General features: G+C 53.3%; 13 protein-coding genes and 1 riboswitch. Of the genes, 7 read left to right on the top strand and 6 right to left on the bottom strand.

Features of this window, described 5'->3' with window-relative positions; all coding sequences use genetic code 11:
* The first annotated feature begins 174 nt into the window (after window positions 1-174).
* The 4 genes from ACTJIK_RS04780 (at window position 175) to ACTJIK_RS04765 (ending at window position 5,571) form a co-directional block, all read left to right on the top strand.
* The gene (locus ACTJIK_RS04780; protein WP_440645209.1) at window positions 175-3,237 is read left to right on the top strand and encodes a sensor histidine kinase; all 3,063 of its coding nucleotides are present in this window, start codon (window positions 175-177) and stop codon (window positions 3,235-3,237) included.
* A gap of 64 nt (window positions 3,238-3,301) precedes the next feature.
* Window positions 3,302-3,934, top strand: a complete 633-nt coding sequence (locus ACTJIK_RS04775; protein ID WP_440645208.1) for a response regulator — start codon at window positions 3,302-3,304, stop codon at window positions 3,932-3,934.
* Window positions 3,935-4,310: 376 nt separating this feature from the next.
* On the top strand, window positions 4,311-4,817 hold the full coding sequence (locus ACTJIK_RS04770) for a hypothetical protein (RefSeq protein ID WP_440645207.1): 507 nt from the start codon (window positions 4,311-4,313) through the stop codon (window positions 4,815-4,817).
* Window positions 4,818-4,920: 103 nt separating this feature from the next.
* Window positions 4,921-5,571 carry a tetratricopeptide repeat protein gene (locus tag ACTJIK_RS04765; RefSeq protein WP_440645206.1) on the top strand — a complete coding sequence of 217 codons (651 nt, stop codon included), beginning with the start codon at window positions 4,921-4,923 and terminating at the stop codon, window positions 5,569-5,571.
* A 169-nt stretch (window positions 5,572-5,740) separates the two neighbouring features.
* On the opposite strand, the gene ACTJIK_RS04760 is transcribed toward ACTJIK_RS04765, so the two are convergent.
* Both ACTJIK_RS04760 and ACTJIK_RS04755 read right to left on the bottom strand, forming a co-directional pair.
* Window positions 5,741-6,901, bottom strand: coding sequence for a trans-sulfuration enzyme family protein (locus ACTJIK_RS04760; RefSeq protein ID WP_440645205.1), 1,161 nt, complete (start codon window positions 6,899-6,901; stop codon window positions 5,741-5,743).
* Between the two features lie 25 nt (window positions 6,902-6,926).
* Window positions 6,927-8,252: an APC family permease gene (locus tag ACTJIK_RS04755; RefSeq protein ID WP_440645204.1), complete on the bottom strand. Its 1,326-nt coding sequence runs from the start codon at window positions 8,250-8,252 to the stop codon at window positions 6,927-6,929.
* Between the two features lie 47 nt (window positions 8,253-8,299).
* Window positions 8,300-8,519, top strand: a riboswitch (cobalamin riboswitch).
* A gap of 53 nt (window positions 8,520-8,572) precedes the next feature.
* Between ACTJIK_RS04755 and ACTJIK_RS04750 the strand changes: the two genes are divergently transcribed.
* The 3 genes from ACTJIK_RS04750 to ACTJIK_RS04740 are packed head-to-tail and all read left to right on the top strand — an operon-like array spanning window position 8,573 to window position 12,091.
* Window positions 8,573-10,480: a TonB-dependent receptor plug domain-containing protein gene (locus ACTJIK_RS04750; protein WP_440645203.1), complete on the top strand. Its 1,908-nt coding sequence runs from the start codon at window positions 8,573-8,575 to the stop codon at window positions 10,478-10,480.
* 18 nt (window positions 10,481-10,498) lie between these two features.
* Window positions 10,499-11,095 carry a DUF6580 family putative transport protein gene (locus ACTJIK_RS04745; RefSeq protein WP_440645202.1) on the top strand — a complete coding sequence of 199 codons (597 nt, stop codon included), beginning with the start codon at window positions 10,499-10,501 and terminating at the stop codon, window positions 11,093-11,095.
* A gap of 60 nt (window positions 11,096-11,155) precedes the next feature.
* The gene (locus ACTJIK_RS04740) at window positions 11,156-12,091 is read left to right on the top strand and encodes an ABC transporter substrate-binding protein (RefSeq protein ID WP_440645201.1); all 936 of its coding nucleotides are present in this window, start codon (window positions 11,156-11,158) and stop codon (window positions 12,089-12,091) included.
* A gap of 9 nt (window positions 12,092-12,100) precedes the next feature.
* Here ACTJIK_RS04740 and ACTJIK_RS04735 read toward each other — a convergent pair whose 3' ends face one another.
* The 4 genes from ACTJIK_RS04735 to ACTJIK_RS04720 all read right to left on the bottom strand — a co-directional run bounded on the left by ACTJIK_RS04735 (window position 12,101) and on the right by ACTJIK_RS04720 (window position 17,656).
* Complete coding sequence (locus ACTJIK_RS04735) at window positions 12,101-12,466, bottom strand: helix-turn-helix domain-containing protein (protein ID WP_440645200.1); 366 nt, start codon at window positions 12,464-12,466, stop codon at window positions 12,101-12,103.
* A 13-nt stretch (window positions 12,467-12,479) separates the two neighbouring features.
* On the bottom strand, window positions 12,480-12,785 hold the full coding sequence (locus tag ACTJIK_RS04730; protein WP_440645199.1) for a type II toxin-antitoxin system HigB family toxin: 306 nt from the start codon (window positions 12,783-12,785) through the stop codon (window positions 12,480-12,482).
* A 217-nt stretch (window positions 12,786-13,002) separates the two neighbouring features.
* Window positions 13,003-14,511, bottom strand: coding sequence for a SusD/RagB family nutrient-binding outer membrane lipoprotein (locus tag ACTJIK_RS04725; RefSeq protein WP_440645198.1), 1,509 nt, complete (start codon window positions 14,509-14,511; stop codon window positions 13,003-13,005).
* A gap of 19 nt (window positions 14,512-14,530) precedes the next feature.
* Window positions 14,531-17,656, bottom strand: coding sequence for a SusC/RagA family TonB-linked outer membrane protein (locus tag ACTJIK_RS04720; RefSeq protein ID WP_440645197.1), 3,126 nt, complete (start codon window positions 17,654-17,656; stop codon window positions 14,531-14,533).
* Window positions 17,657-17,791 lie beyond the last annotated feature (135 nt).

Genomic DNA, 17,791 nt, shown 5'->3' with positions numbered 1-17,791 from the left:
CTGAATGTTTTTTGGGGCCAATACATGGGACGACCTGTTCCCGGTTTCCTTGTGATGCAAATTTAAACAGCCCATACCGCACTTCAACCACATAAACATGTGAAATCGCCGTTTCGCCGCGTCAGCTGTCGGAATAACCGGCCAAACCGTTTAATTTTGCGGGATCAGTTGATTATGCAAGCCTCCAATAAGGATAAGCGCCTCATTACCGCCATGTTGTTTGTGCTCCAGTTCCTCTCCGCACAAGCCATGCCCCAAAGCCACCTGTACACCCGCCTCACAGTGGAAGACGGGCTGCGCAGCAATTATGTGAACGCCGTGTACCAGGACCACAAAGGATTTATGTGGGTGGGCACCGACGGCGGACTGCAGCGCTACGACGGGCGGCAGTTCGAATATTTTCCTTTCACCGGGATACCCGGCATTGCACAGGAAGAGGCCAAATTCATTTTCGAAACCAGGAACAATCTCCTCTGGGTGATGTACAACACCTGCGCCGTTACTTACGATTATATCAAACAGGAAGCGCGCAGGGTGCCCTTGGCCGGCTATGAGAACACCAGCGTCAGCGCCACCCAGTTCTTCCAGGACAGCAAAGGCCGCATCTGGCTCTGCACCGCCGGGCACGGCGCTTATTTGCTGGACGAAAAGGCCCGCGCCTTTGTGCCCTTCTCCCGCCTGTTCAGCAACTGCCACGGCTTCCGTGTGAACAGCATGGCCGAAGACCCGCTCACCCGCCAGTTCTGGCTCGGTACAGACATCGGGCTTTGCCTGCTGGACTTCCCGCAGAGAACCTGCTACACCGCCAGGTACAACCCGCATCATATTCCCGCCCTCAATATCCCGGAACTGCAAAAGAATATTTCCCGTCTTTTCGGCGACAGCCGCCACGGGCTTTTTATCAACACCTGGGCCTACCAGGCCGAGCATCCTGATTTCCATCACTACAACCTGCTCACCGGCAAGCTGAGCGGCGACCTCCTGCATATCGGCGCGCTCACCTACATGATGGAAGACCAGCAGGGAAACGTATGGAGCGCGGGCGACAAGCTCTGGCGTTTTTCCGGCAACGGGCAAACCGCGCAGGAGTTCGCCCGCGACCAGTTTGCACGTTACGGCCTGGATTATACCGATATGTTCTGTCTCGAAGAAGACAATATGCAGAACATGTGGATAGGCACCAGCAACGGTATTTTCATCTTCAACTACAACAAGCAGCAATTCCGCACCACACCCTTCAAACCCAGTACAGACGGCCGACCCGGGCCGCTGCTGGAAGCGACGGACACCTGGCAGCACCCCAATGGCGACGTATGGGTGGCCAGCTGGGGGCAGGGCCTGCTTGTGTACGACAGCACGCTTACCCGGCTCAAAAAACAAATAAAACATCCGTCGGACTTCAAATGCAATATGCTCTGGTGCATACAGCCGCTGCCCGATGGCCGCGTGGTGATCGGCGCGCAGCATGCGCATCTTTTATTCGTGGACCCGCGTACCTGGAAAGTGGAATACCGCAAGCTGGACGAGCTGGACAACCGCACCATCCGAAGCATTGCGCTGGACGCAGACGGGAATCTCTGGCTGGGTACGCAATGGGGCATACTCGCCAAATGGGATTACCGGCGCAAAATCATCCGCACCTGGACGGACAGCCTGTACAAAAATGGCCGGTACCAGTGGCAGCATATACAGGACATTTACCCGGACAAGCACCGCAACATCTGGGTGGGCACGGCAGGCCACGGCCTGCTGAAGATGGACACGGCAGGGCGTATCCTGCAGCGCTTTGCAACGAATGAACCCGGACATGCGCTGCCCGGCAACAATATCCGGAACATCAGTCCCATGGGCGCGGATAAGCTGCTGATAGCCGGCGGCGGCATATCATTACTGAATACCGTTACCGGGAAAGTGCTGAACACGATCACCGAAGATCATGGATTGCCCGTGCATACCGTTACCAATGTGCTGCCCGTGAATAACCAGACCGTGTTCTTTACGACCAACTTCAGCGCGGGGAAAGTGAACCTGGCGAACCGTAAAGTGGTGCATTACGGGCGCAACTACGGCGTGGCGGATGAAACCTTCCAGCTGCCTACCGCCTGCCGGTTAAGGAGCGGCCACGTGGTGTTCGGCTCCACCAAAAGCATCCTCACTTTTTACCCGGACAGCCTGCGCGAGCCGGAAAGGCCGCCGGACGTGCGTATCCACTTCTTCAAAACAGGAGAGGACCTGCAGTCGCCCTACAGCCCCATGGTAGCTGACGGCATTCCCAATATGGTGCTGCACCATAAGAACGGCACCTTTACCATCGGCTATACTTCGTTGGCATACCTGGAACAGGACAATCTCACCTATTACTACCGGCTGGAAGGCATAGACCGTCAATGGGTGAAAGCCAACAAAAGGCAATACGTGACTTACAGTAATCTTTCGCCGGGCACCTACACGTTCCATGTGTATTGCGAAAACGGCGAAGGCCTGGCCACGCGGAACATCACCAGCATGACCATCAACATCCAGAAACCCGTGTGGCAGAAGGGCTGGTTCTACGCAGTGCTGGCGCTGCTCATTGGCGGGGTCATTTACGTGATACACCGCCTGCGCGTAAACCGGCTGCTGGCCACCGAAAAAGTGCGCCGCCGCATTGCGCGCGACCTGCACGACGATATGGGCTCCACCCTCACGTCCATCAACATCATGAGCAGCATGGCGCGGCGCAATGCCGTACAGCAGGATCTCGCTAAGACCCAGGACTTCCTCGTCAAGATCGGGGAAAGCACCACGCGCATGATGGAAAGCATGGACGACATCGTATGGAGCATCAACCCGCTGAACGACAGCACACCCCGCGTAATTGCGCGTATGCGCGAGTTTACCACCAGCATGCTGGAAGCGCGGCAGATCGGTTTTACTTTTTCCATAGACGAAAAGATCTACAGCCGCAGGCTGAAGCTGGAAAGCCGCCACGACTTCTTTATGATCTATAAGGAAACCATTACCAACATTGCCAAGTACGCCCGCTGCACCTTTGTGGACATACGCATCCAGCTGCGGAAGGGCCAGCTGGTGCTGCGTGTGCAGGACGATGGCGTGGGATTTAATGTGAATGAAGCGGGCGAGGGAGACGGGCTGATGAACATGCAGCGCAGAGCCTACCGCATGAACGGGCAGCTGAGCATACAGTCGCAGATAGGAAAAGGCACGGTGATCACGCTGATGTTCCCTACCACATAGGTATGTGATTGGCGGAACGGCGGCTACGGCTTACCTTTATCAGGCACTAACAACACACCTGGATATGATCCGAATCGTGTTATATGAAGATAACACCAAACTGCGGGAGAACTTAACCTTACTGATCGACGGGGCGCCCAACTATGTAGTATGCGGCGCGTTCAAGAACTGCGACCACATTTTACAGCAAACCGGCGAGCTTCTCCCCGACGTTATCCTGATGGACATAGACATGCCGGGAACCAATGGCATAGAGGGCCTCCGCATCGTGCGGAGCCGGCATCCCAACCTGCCTATACTCATGCTCACCGTGTTCGACGACAACCAGCATGTGTTTGAAGCTATCAAAGCGGGTGCAGACGGTTATCTCCTCAAAAAAACGCCCCCGGAAAAGCTGCTGGATCATATCCAGGACGTATACGACGGCGGCGCGCCCATGACCTCCTCCATCGCCCGGCAGGTGTTGCAGCTGTTCGCCCGCCAGCCTTCAGACCGCAAGGAGCTGTACAATCTCTCCGACCGCGAAAAAGAAGTGCTGCAGCTATTGGTGAACGGTTACAGCTACAAGATGATCGCTTCCGAGATATTCATTTCCATAGACACCGTTCGCTCCCACATCAAAAAGATCTACGAAAAACTCCACGTCAATTCCAAATCAGAGGCCGTGGCAAAGGCTTTCCGGGACAAGCTCGTGTAAGGCGGCATCCTGTTCCTTCCGTTCACCTGGCGCATTTGCCGGTCGTCCCCAACCCCGCATCCGTAAACCACATTCTTATGTGGTTGCATGCCAGCCTGAACTTCCTCAATTTTGTATTGTGAAAGGAATAGCGCGGGTAAACGGAAACCATACTTCAATCTATTTCATGCGTGTTAAAACCTCATGCCGGCCGAATGCGCTTTAACGTCATAAAAAGATCCGCTGTTTTGTCTGCCTGCAACAGGTAGCCCCCAAAAATTATTTCCCATAACATCACATTGTTCCCCAAAGGGCACACCGCGCGTGTGCCCATTCTTCATTTACACCCAACACTTTTGGCCGGAAATTTGTTACCTATGCACTAAACATCCAAAAAATGATAAAGCAACTGACCCGCTTTTTAATGGTACCCGTGGCAGCCATGCTGCTGTTCAGCGCCTGTGCTTCACAACAGGGCGCCTCCGCACCAACGGCCAGCGGCATGAAAAAAAATGCGACAGGCAAATGGACCCTGAATAACGTGAGTTACGAAGGCCTTCCGTCCACTGCCAAGATCAAAACGGTATTTTCCAACATCCCTCCGGACTGCCTGCAGGGCAGCAACTGGGTACTCCCCAGCAACGCCTATGGCTCCTACACCCTCAACGCCACCGGCGCGGGATGCCCTACCGGCACCCAGAACATCGTTTGGAGCACCCTCAACCAGGGCGGCCAGATCATGATCCAGTTCAAAGAGCTGGCGGACGGGGTGAAGGCCAAAAACATCACGGACGGCTACCGCGTGGAACTGCAAAGTGCGGACAATGCTTCCATGACATGGCGTGCACCGGTATCTTATGAAGGAAAAACCGCCTACATAATATATTCATTCAGCAGGCAATAAGAATTTATCCTGGTAAACATGTAAAGGAAAAAGCGCGGGCAGATTTTGCCCCGTTTTTTCCTTTTTTCTTATTGTATCTTTGCCCTTCGTTTTTAGAATCATTATGAAAGCATTTAACTTATTTATCAAATACCGCCTGCCCCTGGGCATTGTGCTCCTGATAGGCGGCATTGCCCTGGGCCTGACCTTCGGCTGGTGGGAAGCCGCCATTGTGCTCGTATTGGCCGTGATCTGTATCGTGACGCACTTCCTGTTCGGCCCCATGCGCCTTATCCAGGAAGCAGTGGAAGCCGGCGATGTGGAAACAGCCAACCGCCTGCTGAACCAGATCAAGTTCCCCAAGCTGCTTATTAAGCCCATCCGCAGCGGCTACTACATGATGCAGAGCAACATGGCCATGTACAGCCAGGACCTGGATAAAGCCGAAGCAGCCGTGAAGGCCAGCATCAAATCCGGCAGCCCCATGAAGGAATACGAAGGCATGCAGTACTTCCAGCTGGGCACTATCGCTTACCAGAAAAACGATATGAAAACGGCGGACGCCAACCTGAAAAAATCCATCAGGCTGGGCCTGCCCGATAAAGAAAATACCGCAGCAGCGCTGCTTACCCTCTGCTCCATCGCCATGAGCCGCAGGGATTTTAAAACCGCGAAAGACTATTTCCGCCGTGCAAAAGCGCAGAAGCCCACTACCGACCAGATCGTGAGCCAGATCAAGGAAATGGACAAATATATCAGCCGTATGCCGGGTTGATCATCCGTAAAATTATATAAAAAAGGGGCTGACCGAAATGAACGGTCAGCCCCTTTTTTCATTCAGATAGATATCCTTATACTATTTCAACGCTCTTCTCCGCCAAGTATTCTTCGACTGCCGTTCGGCCACGTCTCCCGGATAAAATATCATCAGAACAACCGATCCCTCAGATCTGCGCCAATGCCTGCGCCAGGTCTGCTTTCAGGAATGCGGGCTCTTCCAGCCCGATGTAGATCCTGACCATCCGGTGCTTCGGCTCACCGGCATTGAAGCCGCCTTCAGGCAGGGCAGCGCAGGCCGGGAAAATGAGGGATTCATGCCCGCCCCAGCTTACCGCCATCAGGAAGTGCTGCAACGCATTGCAGAACCTTTCCACCTGCGCCGCGCTGCCGGCTTTCAGCTGTATGGTGAAGAGGCCCGCAGCCCCTTTCATTTGCTGCTGTGCCAGTTCGTATTGCGGGAAATCAGGATCGAGGGGATAAAATACTTTCTCTACCTGCGGTTGCTTTTTGAGCCACTGGCAAATATCCTGCGCGCTTTCGCGGCTGCGCTTCAGCCTTATTTCCATCGTGCGCAGGCCGCGAAGGAGCAGCCATGCGGAGAAAGGCGCTATCACGCTGCCCACGCTCAGGAATTCGGACACGAATATCTTCCGCAGCAGTTCCCTGCTGCCGGTCAGCACGCCCGCCACCGTATCGCTGTGGCCGCTGATGAACTTAGTGCCCGATTGCAGGCAAAGGTCGATGCCGAGCCCGGCGGGCTGCTGGTAAAGGGGCGTACTGTAGCTGTTATCGAGGATGGTGATGATGCCTTTGGTTTTCGCCAGTTTGGTGATGGCCGCAATATCCTGCAATTCGAAGGTGAAGGAATTGGGCGATTCCAGGTAAATGAGGCGGGTATTGGGTTGGATGGCTTTTTCAAAATTATCTGTGCATGCTCCATCTACAAAAGTGGTTTGCACACCGAAGCGTGGAAGGATATTTTCCATGATCTGGCGGGCCCAGTTGTACGGGTCTTTCACGCAAACCACGTGATCGCCCTGCTGCACCTGCGAAAGCACGGCTACAAAAATAGCCGCCGCCCCGCTGCCGAACACGAGCGCGTCTTCCGCGCCATCCAGCGCCGCCAGCTTTTTCCGGAGGATGTCTACCGTTGGATTATTGCCCCTGCTGTAAAGAAAACCTTTATACTCATCCTGCAACAGCGCCCGCATATCCGCTACGGTATCGAATGCAAAATTGCTCGTTTGCATAATGGGCGGGGCGATGGCGTTGAAATAGAGCTCCCGGTCTTCCCCTAACTGATTGATAATATAAGATAGATCCATAGTTCAGATTATTGCTCTCCAGGGTTCAGGTTTTTTTCCGCACCACATACCGCATAAAAATGTAGATCGGCAGGCCTGCCACAAACCACACCATGCCGCCCAGCGCCTGGCCCAGGTCGTTTATAAAAATATTGACCGTTACGAAAAGATATACCGTAATAAAAAACGCGGGAAGAAAGGGATAGAGCTTCATTTTGTAGATGCCCTGCCCGTCCAGGTGCGCCGTCTTTTTCCTTAACACAAAGATAGTGGCCGCCGCCGAGGCCAGCCCGATAGAATCGAACAGCATGACGTAACGGATGATCGTATCGAAATTGCTGAGGAAATACAGCAAACCGATCACCAATGCGGCGAATACGGTCAATGCCACTTCCTGCACCTGCGTTTTGCTGTTCACCCGCTTGAAGATGCCCGGCAACACGCCGTCTTCCGCCATGGCGTAATACATCCTCGGGTTCGACATCAGGTTCACGTTCGCGTATCCCAGCACGGACATGAACAGCAGCACGCTCGTGACCTTGAATCCATATTCCCCGAAGAACGCACCCGCCATCCGCGCCGCCAGCGCATCGGTGGTTTTCAGCTGCTCGAAGCCGATCACTTTCACATAAGCGTAATTCACCGTGATGTAAAGCAGCAGGATGATCCCGATGCCCAGCATGATGGCTTTCGGCATGTTCTTCGATGGTTCCCTTACATCGCTGCCGAAATTGATGGTTTGCTGGTAACCGCCGTAGGTAAAAAAAACCGGCACCAGCGCGGCGCCGAAGATGTATGCCCAGCCATGCGGCGTAGACACGGACGCCGCCGTTTGCGGCGGCGCCACGTTGTTGCTGAAAGCGGCAAGGCACAGCAGCAATACCAGCGTGATCTTAAACACTGTCAGCACATTCTGCCAGCTGGCGCTCATCCGGATGCCCGACAGGTTGATCAGGTACAGCACCAGCACGGCCCCGATCGCGATGGCCTTGCGGCCGCCTTCGTGCTGGATGGTTTCGGGAAGCAGCACGGGGCCGATATATTCAGCGCCCACGATACAAACGGCCGCGATAGATGCGGCGTTCGATATCAGGAGCGTCCAGTTGATCATAAAGGAATAAGCGGGATGGAAACCGTAAGACAGCACTTTATAGAACCCGCCCGCCACGGGAAAGCGGCTGCCGATCTCCGCATAAGTGAGCGCCCCGCAAAGGGTTACCAGTCCTCCCAGCACCCATACCATAAAGAACAACAAAGGAGTGCCGGTTTCCCGTGCTACGCTCACAGGCGTCCTGAAAATCCCCATCCCTATGACCAGCCCCACTACGATCATAGTGAGGTCGAACGGGCCAAGCTTTGGTTTAATGCTCATAACTACAAGATAACCGATTAACCGATTATTTACATAAAATATCCGTAGGTTTGCCCCCGGTAAACGGTTGCCCCTGATCTTGATCGGGCATTAATAGGGAATCCGGTGTAAATCCGGAGCTATCCCCGTAGCTGTAAACCCGCCGCCTGCATCCCATGCAGCGCGATGTTTTCCGGAAATCCTCCAACCACTGTTCCGACAAAGGAGCGGGAAGGTACCTCCGGGAAGCGGGTGAGCCAGAAGACCTGCCGCATACCTTCCATTCCCTGCTTCGGGTGAAAGCAGAGAGCATGTTGCACTTATTCAATTTATAGACGTACATGAAAAAGAAAAGCTCAGTGCTTACTTTCGGCTTGCTGGCTATATGCTATGCAGCTTCCGCGCAAGATTCCGCGCAGGTTTCCCAGCTCAACACTTTTGTGGTGACTGCCACCAAATTCGCTAAAAAACAAAGCGAAACCGGTAAAGTGCTCACCGTGATCACCAGCCAGCAGCTTTCCCGGAGCGCAGGCCGCACGGTAGCCGACGTATTGAACGAACAGGCCGGCATCGTGATCAACGGTGTGGGCTCCAACCCCGGCAAGAACAGGGAGTTGTATTTCCGCGGCGCCACCAGCCAATACACCCCCATCCTCATGGACGGTATTCCCGTGGCGGACGCCACCGGCCTTACCGGCAGCGCCATCGACCTCCGTCTGCTGCCTGTGGACCAGGTAGAGCGCATCGAGATACTGCGCGGCACGCAAAGCACCCTGTATGGGGCGGATGCGATCGCCGGCGTGGTGAACATCATCACCAAAAAAGGCGGGGGCAAACCCGTGAGCGCTTACGGCGACCTCGTATGGGGAAGCAACCGCAGCCTGAAAGGCTCCCTGGGCCTGCGCGGGCAGCAGGATAACGTGGATTACAACGTGAGCTTCACCCATTATGTAACAGACGGTATCTCCGAAGCCGCGCCTTTCGATACCATCAAAGAACCCACCTTCGACCGCGACGGCATCCGGCAGAACGCCTTTATGGCCAGCGTAGGCATACAGGCTACAGAGCAGCTGAAACTGCGCCCATTCCTCTTTTACAGCGACTACAAAAGCCGCTACGACGGCGGCCCTTTCCAGGACGCGCAGGTGAACAACAACCAGTCTGACCTCATCCATACCGGCATCCGCGGTGATTATGACCTCAACGGGAAAGGACAGGTACACGCCAACTTCGCCTACCAGAAAGTAACCCGCCGCGACGAAAGCGCCTGGGGCGTAACCAACCTCGACGGCCGTTCGTACTTCGGCGAGCTGTACGCCAACTATGACATCAACCACTGGCTGCAAGCCCTTGCCGGCGTGGAGTACCGCAAAGCAGAAATGATCGATACCGTGAACTTCCGCAACCCGTACGGCATCCGCGACCAGTACAACACCAGCCCTTACGCCGCGCTGTTCATCAAAAACCTGCACGGTTTCAGCTTCGAGCTGGGCGGACGTTATACGCTGCATTCCAAATACGGCAACAACTTCACCTACACCATCAACCCCTCCTACCTTATTTCCGACAAGCTGAAAATATTCGCCAGCATTGCTTCCGGTTTCAAAGCTCCCACCCTGACAGCGTTGTACAGCATCTGGGGCAGCGAAGACCTGAAGCCGGAACACGCCACCAGCTACGAAGCCGGCGCACAGACCTTCCTATGGAACGGCAAGATCGACCTGCGCGCGGTAGTGTTCAAACGGGATATGAAAGACGTGATCGCGTACATCAACAACAAATACGTGAACTTCAATAAACAGAACGATAAAGGTCTTGAAGTGGAACTGGCCGTACAGCCTGCCAAAGGCCTGAACGTAAAAGTATCTTACGCTTATGTGGACGGAGAGGTGACCACCCAGGCCTCTCCCGGCAAAGACACCACCTACAGCAACCTGGTGCGCCGCCCCAACCATACCGGCACGCTGAATGTAGGTTACCAGGTCACCAAACACCTGTTTGTAAGCAGCACCCTCCGCCACACCGGCAGCCGCTACGACCTGTATTATCCGCCGTTCCCGCAGCCCATGGAAAACAAGCCACTGGAGGCGTACACCCTGCTGGACGCTTATGTTGAATACCGTTTTTCGCCAAAGGCCAACATTTTCTTCAACGCAAATAATATCACCAATAACAAAAAATACTGGGAAATTTATGGCTACTCGGTGTTAGGCTTCAACATGGCCGCCGGGATATCCTTTTCACTGTAATCAATAAATTCACAACAGATGTCAATCAGGAACCTACAGCCCCGCTTCTTCGTTCTGCTGCTGTTCATCATCGTGGCAGGCGTGCTGCGCATCACCGCCGCGGGCAATATCACGCCTTTTTCCAATTTCTCGCCGGTAGGCGCCATGGCGCTGTTTGGCGGGGCATGTTTTGCGGATAAATGGAAAGGATATGTATTTCCCCTGCTCACGCTTTTCCTCAGCGACGTGATCATGATGCAAACGGTATACAAAGCCTATTCCAACGGCTTTATGTTCAGCGGCTGGTACTGGATCTATATCGGTTTTGCCGCCAGCGTGCTGATCGGTCAGCTCGTGATCAAAAAGATCAGCGTGGGCAATATTGTGCTGGCCAGCGTGCTGGCAGCCGTTATCCACTGGCTGTTCGCTGATTTCGGTACGTTCATGAGCGATTTCAATATCGACATTACCACTGGCAAACCGTTTACCCGTGACCTTTCCGGCCTTATCAGGTGTTACACCCTCGGGCTGCCTTTCCTGAAGAACACCCTGCTGAGCAATCTCGTATTCAGCGGCATTTTCTTCGGACTGTTCGCCTGGATGGAAAGAAAGATACCGGCGCTGGCTGTACGTTAAATATCACTAAAGGGCCGGCTGCCTGGCCGGCCTTTCTTTTTATTCATCAAACCGCTTACCATGACCGCTTCTTCTTTCCTTCCCGCCGCCACCCAGATGATCTACGACATGGGCCTCCAGCACCTGCTGCAGGGCATCACCTTCGAATGCCCGCCTGTTGCGCTGGCGGAAAAACAACGCGTGGTGCGGTATGTGCTGGAAGGAAATACTTACAGCAGCGAGGAAATAGACCGCATCTTTTCCGCTTCCAAAGCGCAGGGGAAAAGCCTGTATTACGTGGATGAACCTTTGCTGGAGAGTATTTCCCCGGATATCATCTTCACGCAGGATGTGTGCGAGGTATGCCAGATAGATACCCACTGCACGCAGCAGGCCGTGTACAAGCTCAGCAAGCAGCCGGAACTGGTAAGCCTCAGTCCCAATAATCTTACGGATGTATTCAACTGCGCCATCACTATCGGCAAAGCCCTGGGAGAAGAGGCCACCGCTTACCGCTACCTCGCCGGGCTTCAGCAGCGCCTGGATCATATTACCGACCGCCTCCGCCAGCACCGCTCGCCACTGCGCCGCGTGATGATCATGGAATGGATGGCGCCCGTATACAATTGCGGCCACTGGATCCCTTACCAGGTGGCATACGCAGGCGGCGTAGACATGCTCTCGAATCCCGCCGGCGACTCCATCGTTACCCCCTGGGAAAAAATATTGCGTTACGATCCCGAAGTGCTGGTGATTGCACCCTGCGGCTTCCTCACAGGCCGTTCCGCCGAAGAGCTGCACCTGGTTACGAATGTTCCCGGCTGGAATAACTTACAGGCAGTCCGCAACAACGAAGTATACCTCGCGGACTACGACCTGTTCACCCAACCCAGCGCCAGTACGTTGACAGACGGCGTTGAAGTGCTGGCTCATCTTTTCCACCCGCAGGTGTTTGATGCGCCGGAGAGGTTGAAGGGGAAGTTCAGGGGGTTGGAGTTGCAAAAGGTTTGCGGCTGACGGGGAATATCAGATGCTATCTAGTAACAAATTCCCATCCAAGTTGAAATTAATATGAAGGTTTTTCAAAACTTCTAAATTGGCTTGTTTTTGACCATTAAGAATACCGGAAAGAAATCCTTTTGACACTCCAAGTTCCGCTGCCAGCTGCGATTGGTTATAGCCTTTTGATTCCATGATGTATAAAAGAATCGCTTTCATATCTGGTTGCACAGGCATAGGAATTTTTCTATTTTCCCAGGCTTCTACTGCATCGGTCAATTCATTCAGCCGCTTCTCCTCTTTTGCAGACAACTTATCAAAACCCTTTTCCAAAAAGGATTCCATTTCAGCCATTGCCTCATAATATGCTTTCTTACTTTCTATTTTTATCATCTGCCAGGATTAATTAAAGACGAATTAGCGCTCCTCTTTTATTATCTTCATCATATTCTCTATGTATGAGAATCCCTCTGATATAAATAACCTGAGTCTTAAAATTGATCATACCGACCAACCTGTAATTATTTCCACCTACATTGAATACATACCTGAAATCACCAATATAGTCACACGACCTGAACACATGTTTCAGCTCATTGAAATTATTAAATTGAGCTTGGGTTATTTTCTTATACCAATCATTCAATGGAATTACAGCTCCCGGATGTTTTAGCCCAAAGCTTATTATTACTGGACGCGAAATAACTCTCATCAGTCAATGCTTTTTTGCTGGTTGATTTGAAACGCATAGTAATGATTATTTTGAAACGCCGACAGTAATTTGCCAATTAAATTTTGGGCTTTAAAGAATAAACATATTCAAATATAGGAATTTTTCAAATGAAAAAACGTTTTTCAATAGAAAACCAGTTCTTAGACAAGAACGGGCCTCAATCGAGGCCCGTTCTGCTTTGTATACAACCATACTCCTATTTAATCAGCCACATCTCTCCATTAATATCATCCGTACCGCTGAACTGCCGTTGCAGCGCGGCTTTCACCTGGTCGTTGTTCGTCTGGTATTCGCGTTGGGGATAGAGCCAGCGCTTGGGAATGCGGCCTCCGTTTGAGTTGGCGGGGCCTACATCGAACCGGGGAATGCCGGTCCGGCGGTACTGGTAGTATGCCTGGCGGCCCGAGTTCATGAAAAAGGCCAGGTACTTCTGGATCAGTATCTGCGAAAGGCCCTCCGCATTATTGCCCTTGTACTTCGCTTTTGCCGAAGCGGTGTACCATGTGTTGAACACATCATCCGCAATACCATAAAAATTCATCGACGCTTTGATGCCTTTTTTATACCAGGCCTCCGCATCGCCGGTGGCCCAGCCGCGGTAAATGCCTTCTGCGATGGTAAAGCACAGCTCGGGATAACCCAGCTGGATGCAAGGCTCGCCGCTGCCGGTTGCCCAGTAACGTTTCTCGTTGCCGTAAGAAAGGAAACCTTTGGCATTCTGGGAGCTCAGATCGCTGAGCACATCGCCGGTGCGGCCGCCTTTGTAAGAGCTGAACCTGGTGGCATAGCCGGGAATATTGTTTGCCTTGGCCGTGTCTACCGGTTCTGCCACTTCGAAAGTACGGGGGTCCTGGTAGGCGGTAAGCGAGTCGAGATAAGTGGCGCCCATGTTGTTGCGGCCACGGTCGAACCCGCGGTTGTAGGGCCCGAGCGGGTAGCGGTTCTCCTGGATGTTGCCGTTGAAAACCACGCTGTAGTTGTCGCTGTTGCTTTCCATGATGGGGTACCGCGCAGGATCGCTGAGAATGGCGGCGAATTGCTCCTTAACTTTCAGGTCCGCTTCATCTGCGCGTTTGCTGAGGTTGATCAATACGCGCAGCTTGAAAGTGTTGATGAGCTTGCGCCATTTATTCAGGTCGCCGTCGAGCATAAAGTCGCCGGCGATCTTGTTGCGGACGGCCGCGGCAAGGAAGGCCTGCATTTCAGTGTTGGCCTCGTCCAGCAGCTTCAGGCTTTGTACGAACACTTCTTTCTGGGTATCATATTTCGGGGTGAAATTTTCTGAAGCGGCGTTCATCGCTTCGCTCATCGGCACGTCACCGAATTTCATCGCCATATCTACATAACACCAGGCTTTCAGGAATTTCGCGATGATCAGGTAAGGCTGGTTCTCATCGCCACCCAGGCGGTTCGCTTCTTCTTCCATTTTCTGCACATTGCGCAGCACACCGTAGCGCATGGTCGTGGAGCCCCAGTTATAGCCCTGGCTGGCGTAATAATCGAAATTACTTACCCAGAACTGGTTTTCGCGCTGCTGCTGGTCCCAGGGATTTTCTTTCAGATCGATCAGGATGCCGGTGAGCAGCAGCGTGGGCGGCGAGCTGGTGGGCTTGTTGGGATTGTCTTGCAGGGTATCGAATTTTTTGCAGGCTGGCATGGCGGCGGCCAGGGCCAGGCATAGTAGTATCGTTGGAATGCGTTTCATGTCAAACTGTTTTTTTGGATCAGAATACAAGGTTTACGTTGATGCCGTAGCTTTTCACGGACGGCGTTTGCAGCCCGTTGTTGCCTTCAATGAACTGGTCCAGGTCTATGTTCTTATGCTTGGTGATGTACAGCAGGTTGCGGCCCACCAGGCTCACGTTCGCCGATTTGAAAGGCGTACGCGCCAGCTGTTTGGCCGGGAGGTTGTAAGTGAGGGTCACATCGCGGAGCTTCAGGAAAGTCTGGTCGATGATATTGGAAATGTCCGCTCCCATTAGATTGTAGGCCCAGTCCTGGAACGTGGTCTTGTTGGTATTCGGCGCAAACTCACGCGTATCGGAGATCACGTTACCGTCGCCATCTCTTTTCAGCTCGCCTTTGGTGATCACCACGCCTTCGCCTATCCAATGCGGGATGGGTTTGTTGTTGCCGTCGCGCAGCGCGTCCTTTTCCCTTGCGGCAGGGCCGGCGTCGGGATGGCGGCCGCCTTCCCAGAGTTTTTTGTTCACATAGTTCAGCGTTTTACCGCCATAACGGCCATCCAGCAGGAAAGAGAAACGGAAGTTGCCGTAAGTGAAGGTGTTGGTCAACCCGCCGAACCAGTCCGGCGTATAGAATCCAACGCGTTTGGGCAGCGGGTCGCGGACGGGCAGGCCGTTGGCGCCGTATATGATCCTGCCATCAGGCGAACGCTGGAAATCGGTCGTGTAATAAGCATCGGAACGTTCGCCTACTTTAATGTTGCCCAGCTTCTGCTGGTTGCCGTAGATCTCTTTCAGGATCGATTTGTAGGTAGACCAGTTGGCCATCACATTCCAGCTGAAGCTGCCGCTTTTCAGCGGTGTTGCCCAGAGGGAGATTTCCACGCCTTTGCGTTCATATTTCAGTCCGTTGAGCTTTTTGCTGGTAAAGCCGGAGGCTTCTGAAACGGGGTTATCAAACACCTGCGGACCGTCTATGCTCCTGAACCAGGCCGCGTCTATACCGATACGGTTGTCCAGCACACGAAGATCCGTTCCAACCTCGATGGATGAGCTAAAGGCCGGCTCGATCTCTTCATTGAAGATCTTGTCCGCGAAATAAGCGGAGGGCATATTGTTCCAGCGTGTGCCCAGCGTATAGTTCGCGATATTGCTGTACGGGTCCAGGTCGCCGCCCACACGGGCGTAGGAACCGCGCACTTTCCAGAAGGTGATGGCTTTCGGCAGCGTTATCATTTCTGAGATGATACCGCTCAAAGAAACAGAAGGATAGAAATAAGCATTGTTCTTCAGCGGAAGGGTGGACGATTTGTCCATCCTGCCGGTAAGGCCGAGGTAGAGGTAATCGTTGAAAGACAGGTCCACCGCGCCGTACACGCTGCCTACCTGCTTGGTGGCCGTGTAATTGGTGGGCCGCTTCGGCTCGCTGGTATTCTCGAAATTATACCACATCGGGATGAGCAGGTCCGCCGTTTCACCGTAGATGTTGCGGTTGTTCAGCGTGCGCAGGTTGGCGCCGGCATTTACCGAAAGGGCGAAACGCTGGCTGAGGTCCTTGTCGTAGCTCAGCAGGAAATCTGTATTGTTCTCGAAATTATAAGTATACCATTCGCGGTACTTCCCTTTCCGGTTGGCCTCGTAGGCGCCCGCGGAATAAGGCAGCTTGTTGTTCTCATAAAGATTGTAGGTGGCTATGTGCGTTCTCACCATCAGGTTCAGGTTCTTCATCACCTTGTAGTTGAGGGAGGCGTAACCGTACACATCATCTTTGTAATAACCTCTCAGCCATTCGTTCGCCACAAACCAGGGGTTGTTGTAGCGGAAGTATTCGAAGTTATACTGCTGGATGCCTTCTTTACCAGGCTGCCAGTAATTCTTCAGGTCCCTTACATCAAAGTCCGCGCCGCCCCAGAGGGTGAGGTAATAGATGAAGCTGTTCGGGCCGTAGGTTACGTTGGGATAGTTGGGCGTGTACTGTTTATTGTAGTTCACCGCCACTTCCATGCGCAGCTTGTCGGTGAAATTAATGCCGCCGGTTACGTTGAAGTTGGTGAGGTTGATGTGCGTGTTGGGCACCTGTCCCCGCTGATAGGTATGGGATGCGGAAAAACGGATATCCGTTTTTTCGTTGCGTGAGGATACCGCGATATTGGTAGCGGAAAGGAAGCCGTTCTGCAGGAAGTTCTTCAGGTTATCGGGCCCGCGCCTTAGCCAGGGGGTGGGGATCGGCTTGCCTGTAGCGGGATCGACGGGGCTGTCGAACTGCGGGAGCTCTTTCCAGCCGCTTTTGGTGCTGGGATCTTTAACGTTGAATTTCGGACCCCACTGGTTGTAGTCCACATCGTTCACACCGCCGCCCATGCCGTCGCCAAAGGCGTATTCGCCGTAATCGCCCGGGCCATAATCGTTCTGCGTGGTGGGAATGGCGTTGTAGCCCATTTCCAGCTGGTTGCTGGAGTTGAATTCCACGCGTGTGCCGGTGGTGCCGCGTTTGGTAGTGATCTGGATGGCGCCGTTCACCCCGCGCGAACCATACAATGCGGAAGCCGTGGGGCCTTTCAGCACCGAGTAGGATTCAATGTCGTCCGGGCTGAGGTTCCAGGAATCGGAGCTAATGGGCACGCCATCTACCACGATCAAAGGTTTCACGCCGCGGAGGCGGATGTCCGGATTGCCGAAAAGGCTGGGATTGGAAGCGATGAGCAGGCCGGAAACCTTACCGGATAAGGAATTGATGGCATTCGGCTCGCGGGCTTTCACCAGTTCGGAACCTTTTACTTCCTGCACGGCAAAGCCCAGCGCTTTCTTTTCCTTCTTGATGCCGAGCGCTGTAACCACTACTTCGTTCAACGCTTTTTTGTCCTGCAGCAAAATGACGTTAATAACAGAACGATTTTCCACGGCTACCTCCTGCGGGGTAAAGCCCAGGAAGGTGAATTGCAAAACCGCGTCGGATGCGGCTTTAAGACTGAATTTACCATCAGCGTCGGTAACGGCGCCTGTGTTGCCGCCTTTTATTTTTACCGTGACGCCCGGCAATGGCTGCTGGTCTTCGGAAATTACCCGGCCTGAAAGCTGGGATTGGGCCCAGGCTGCCGAACATAGGAATGTAGCGGCAAGCAGCAGGATGACGGCCCTGAGTTGAGGTTGTAAAATGTGTTGCATATGGTGTTACAGATTAAGCGGAATGGTAGGCAAATGTGCTTATCATGTGTTGCCTAAATGTTAAGTATTACTAAATTAACAGTATAGAAATATTAAAATAATAATTACTTAACACGACAAGTATTTTTAGTAATT

It is taken from the genome of Chitinophaga sp. 22620 (assembly GCF_052044405.1).
Lineage (GTDB): Bacteria > Bacteroidota > Bacteroidia > Chitinophagales > Chitinophagaceae > Chitinophaga.
The sequence above is the reverse complement of the archived record's forward strand: the minus strand, read 5'-3'. Positions and strand labels throughout refer to the sequence as shown.

What these genes read in the sequence shown, in the direction of transcription:
- ACTJIK_RS04780 (WP_440645209.1), top strand. Translation starts at nt 175, where the DNA reads ATGCAAGCCTCCAATAAGGATAAGCGCCTCATTACCGCCATGTTGTTT.
- ACTJIK_RS04775 (WP_440645208.1), top strand. Translation starts at nt 3,302, where the DNA reads ATGATCCGAATCGTGTTATATGAAGATAACACCAAACTGCGGGAGAAC.
- ACTJIK_RS04770 (WP_440645207.1), top strand. Translation starts at nt 4,311, where the DNA reads ATGATAAAGCAACTGACCCGCTTTTTAATGGTACCCGTGGCAGCCATG.
- ACTJIK_RS04765 (WP_440645206.1), top strand. Translation starts at nt 4,921, where the DNA reads ATGAAAGCATTTAACTTATTTATCAAATACCGCCTGCCCCTGGGCATT.
- ACTJIK_RS04760 (WP_440645205.1), bottom strand. Translation starts at nt 6,901, where the DNA reads ATGGATCTATCTTATATTATCAATCAGTTAGGGGAAGACCGGGAGCTC.
- ACTJIK_RS04755 (WP_440645204.1), bottom strand. Translation starts at nt 8,252, where the DNA reads ATGAGCATTAAACCAAAGCTTGGCCCGTTCGACCTCACTATGATCGTA.
- ACTJIK_RS04750 (WP_440645203.1), top strand. Translation starts at nt 8,573, where the DNA reads ATGAAAAAGAAAAGCTCAGTGCTTACTTTCGGCTTGCTGGCTATATGC.
- ACTJIK_RS04745 (WP_440645202.1), top strand. Translation starts at nt 10,499, where the DNA reads ATGTCAATCAGGAACCTACAGCCCCGCTTCTTCGTTCTGCTGCTGTTC.
- ACTJIK_RS04740 (WP_440645201.1), top strand. Translation starts at nt 11,156, where the DNA reads ATGACCGCTTCTTCTTTCCTTCCCGCCGCCACCCAGATGATCTACGAC.
- ACTJIK_RS04735 (WP_440645200.1), bottom strand. Translation starts at nt 12,466, where the DNA reads ATGATAAAAATAGAAAGTAAGAAAGCATATTATGAGGCAATGGCTGAA.
- ACTJIK_RS04730 (WP_440645199.1), bottom strand. Translation starts at nt 12,785, where the DNA reads ATGAGAGTTATTTCGCGTCCAGTAATAATAAGCTTTGGGCTAAAACAT.
- ACTJIK_RS04725 (WP_440645198.1), bottom strand. Translation starts at nt 14,511, where the DNA reads ATGAAACGCATTCCAACGATACTACTATGCCTGGCCCTGGCCGCCGCC.
- ACTJIK_RS04720 (WP_440645197.1), bottom strand. Translation starts at nt 17,656, where the DNA reads ATGCAACACATTTTACAACCTCAACTCAGGGCCGTCATCCTGCTGCTT.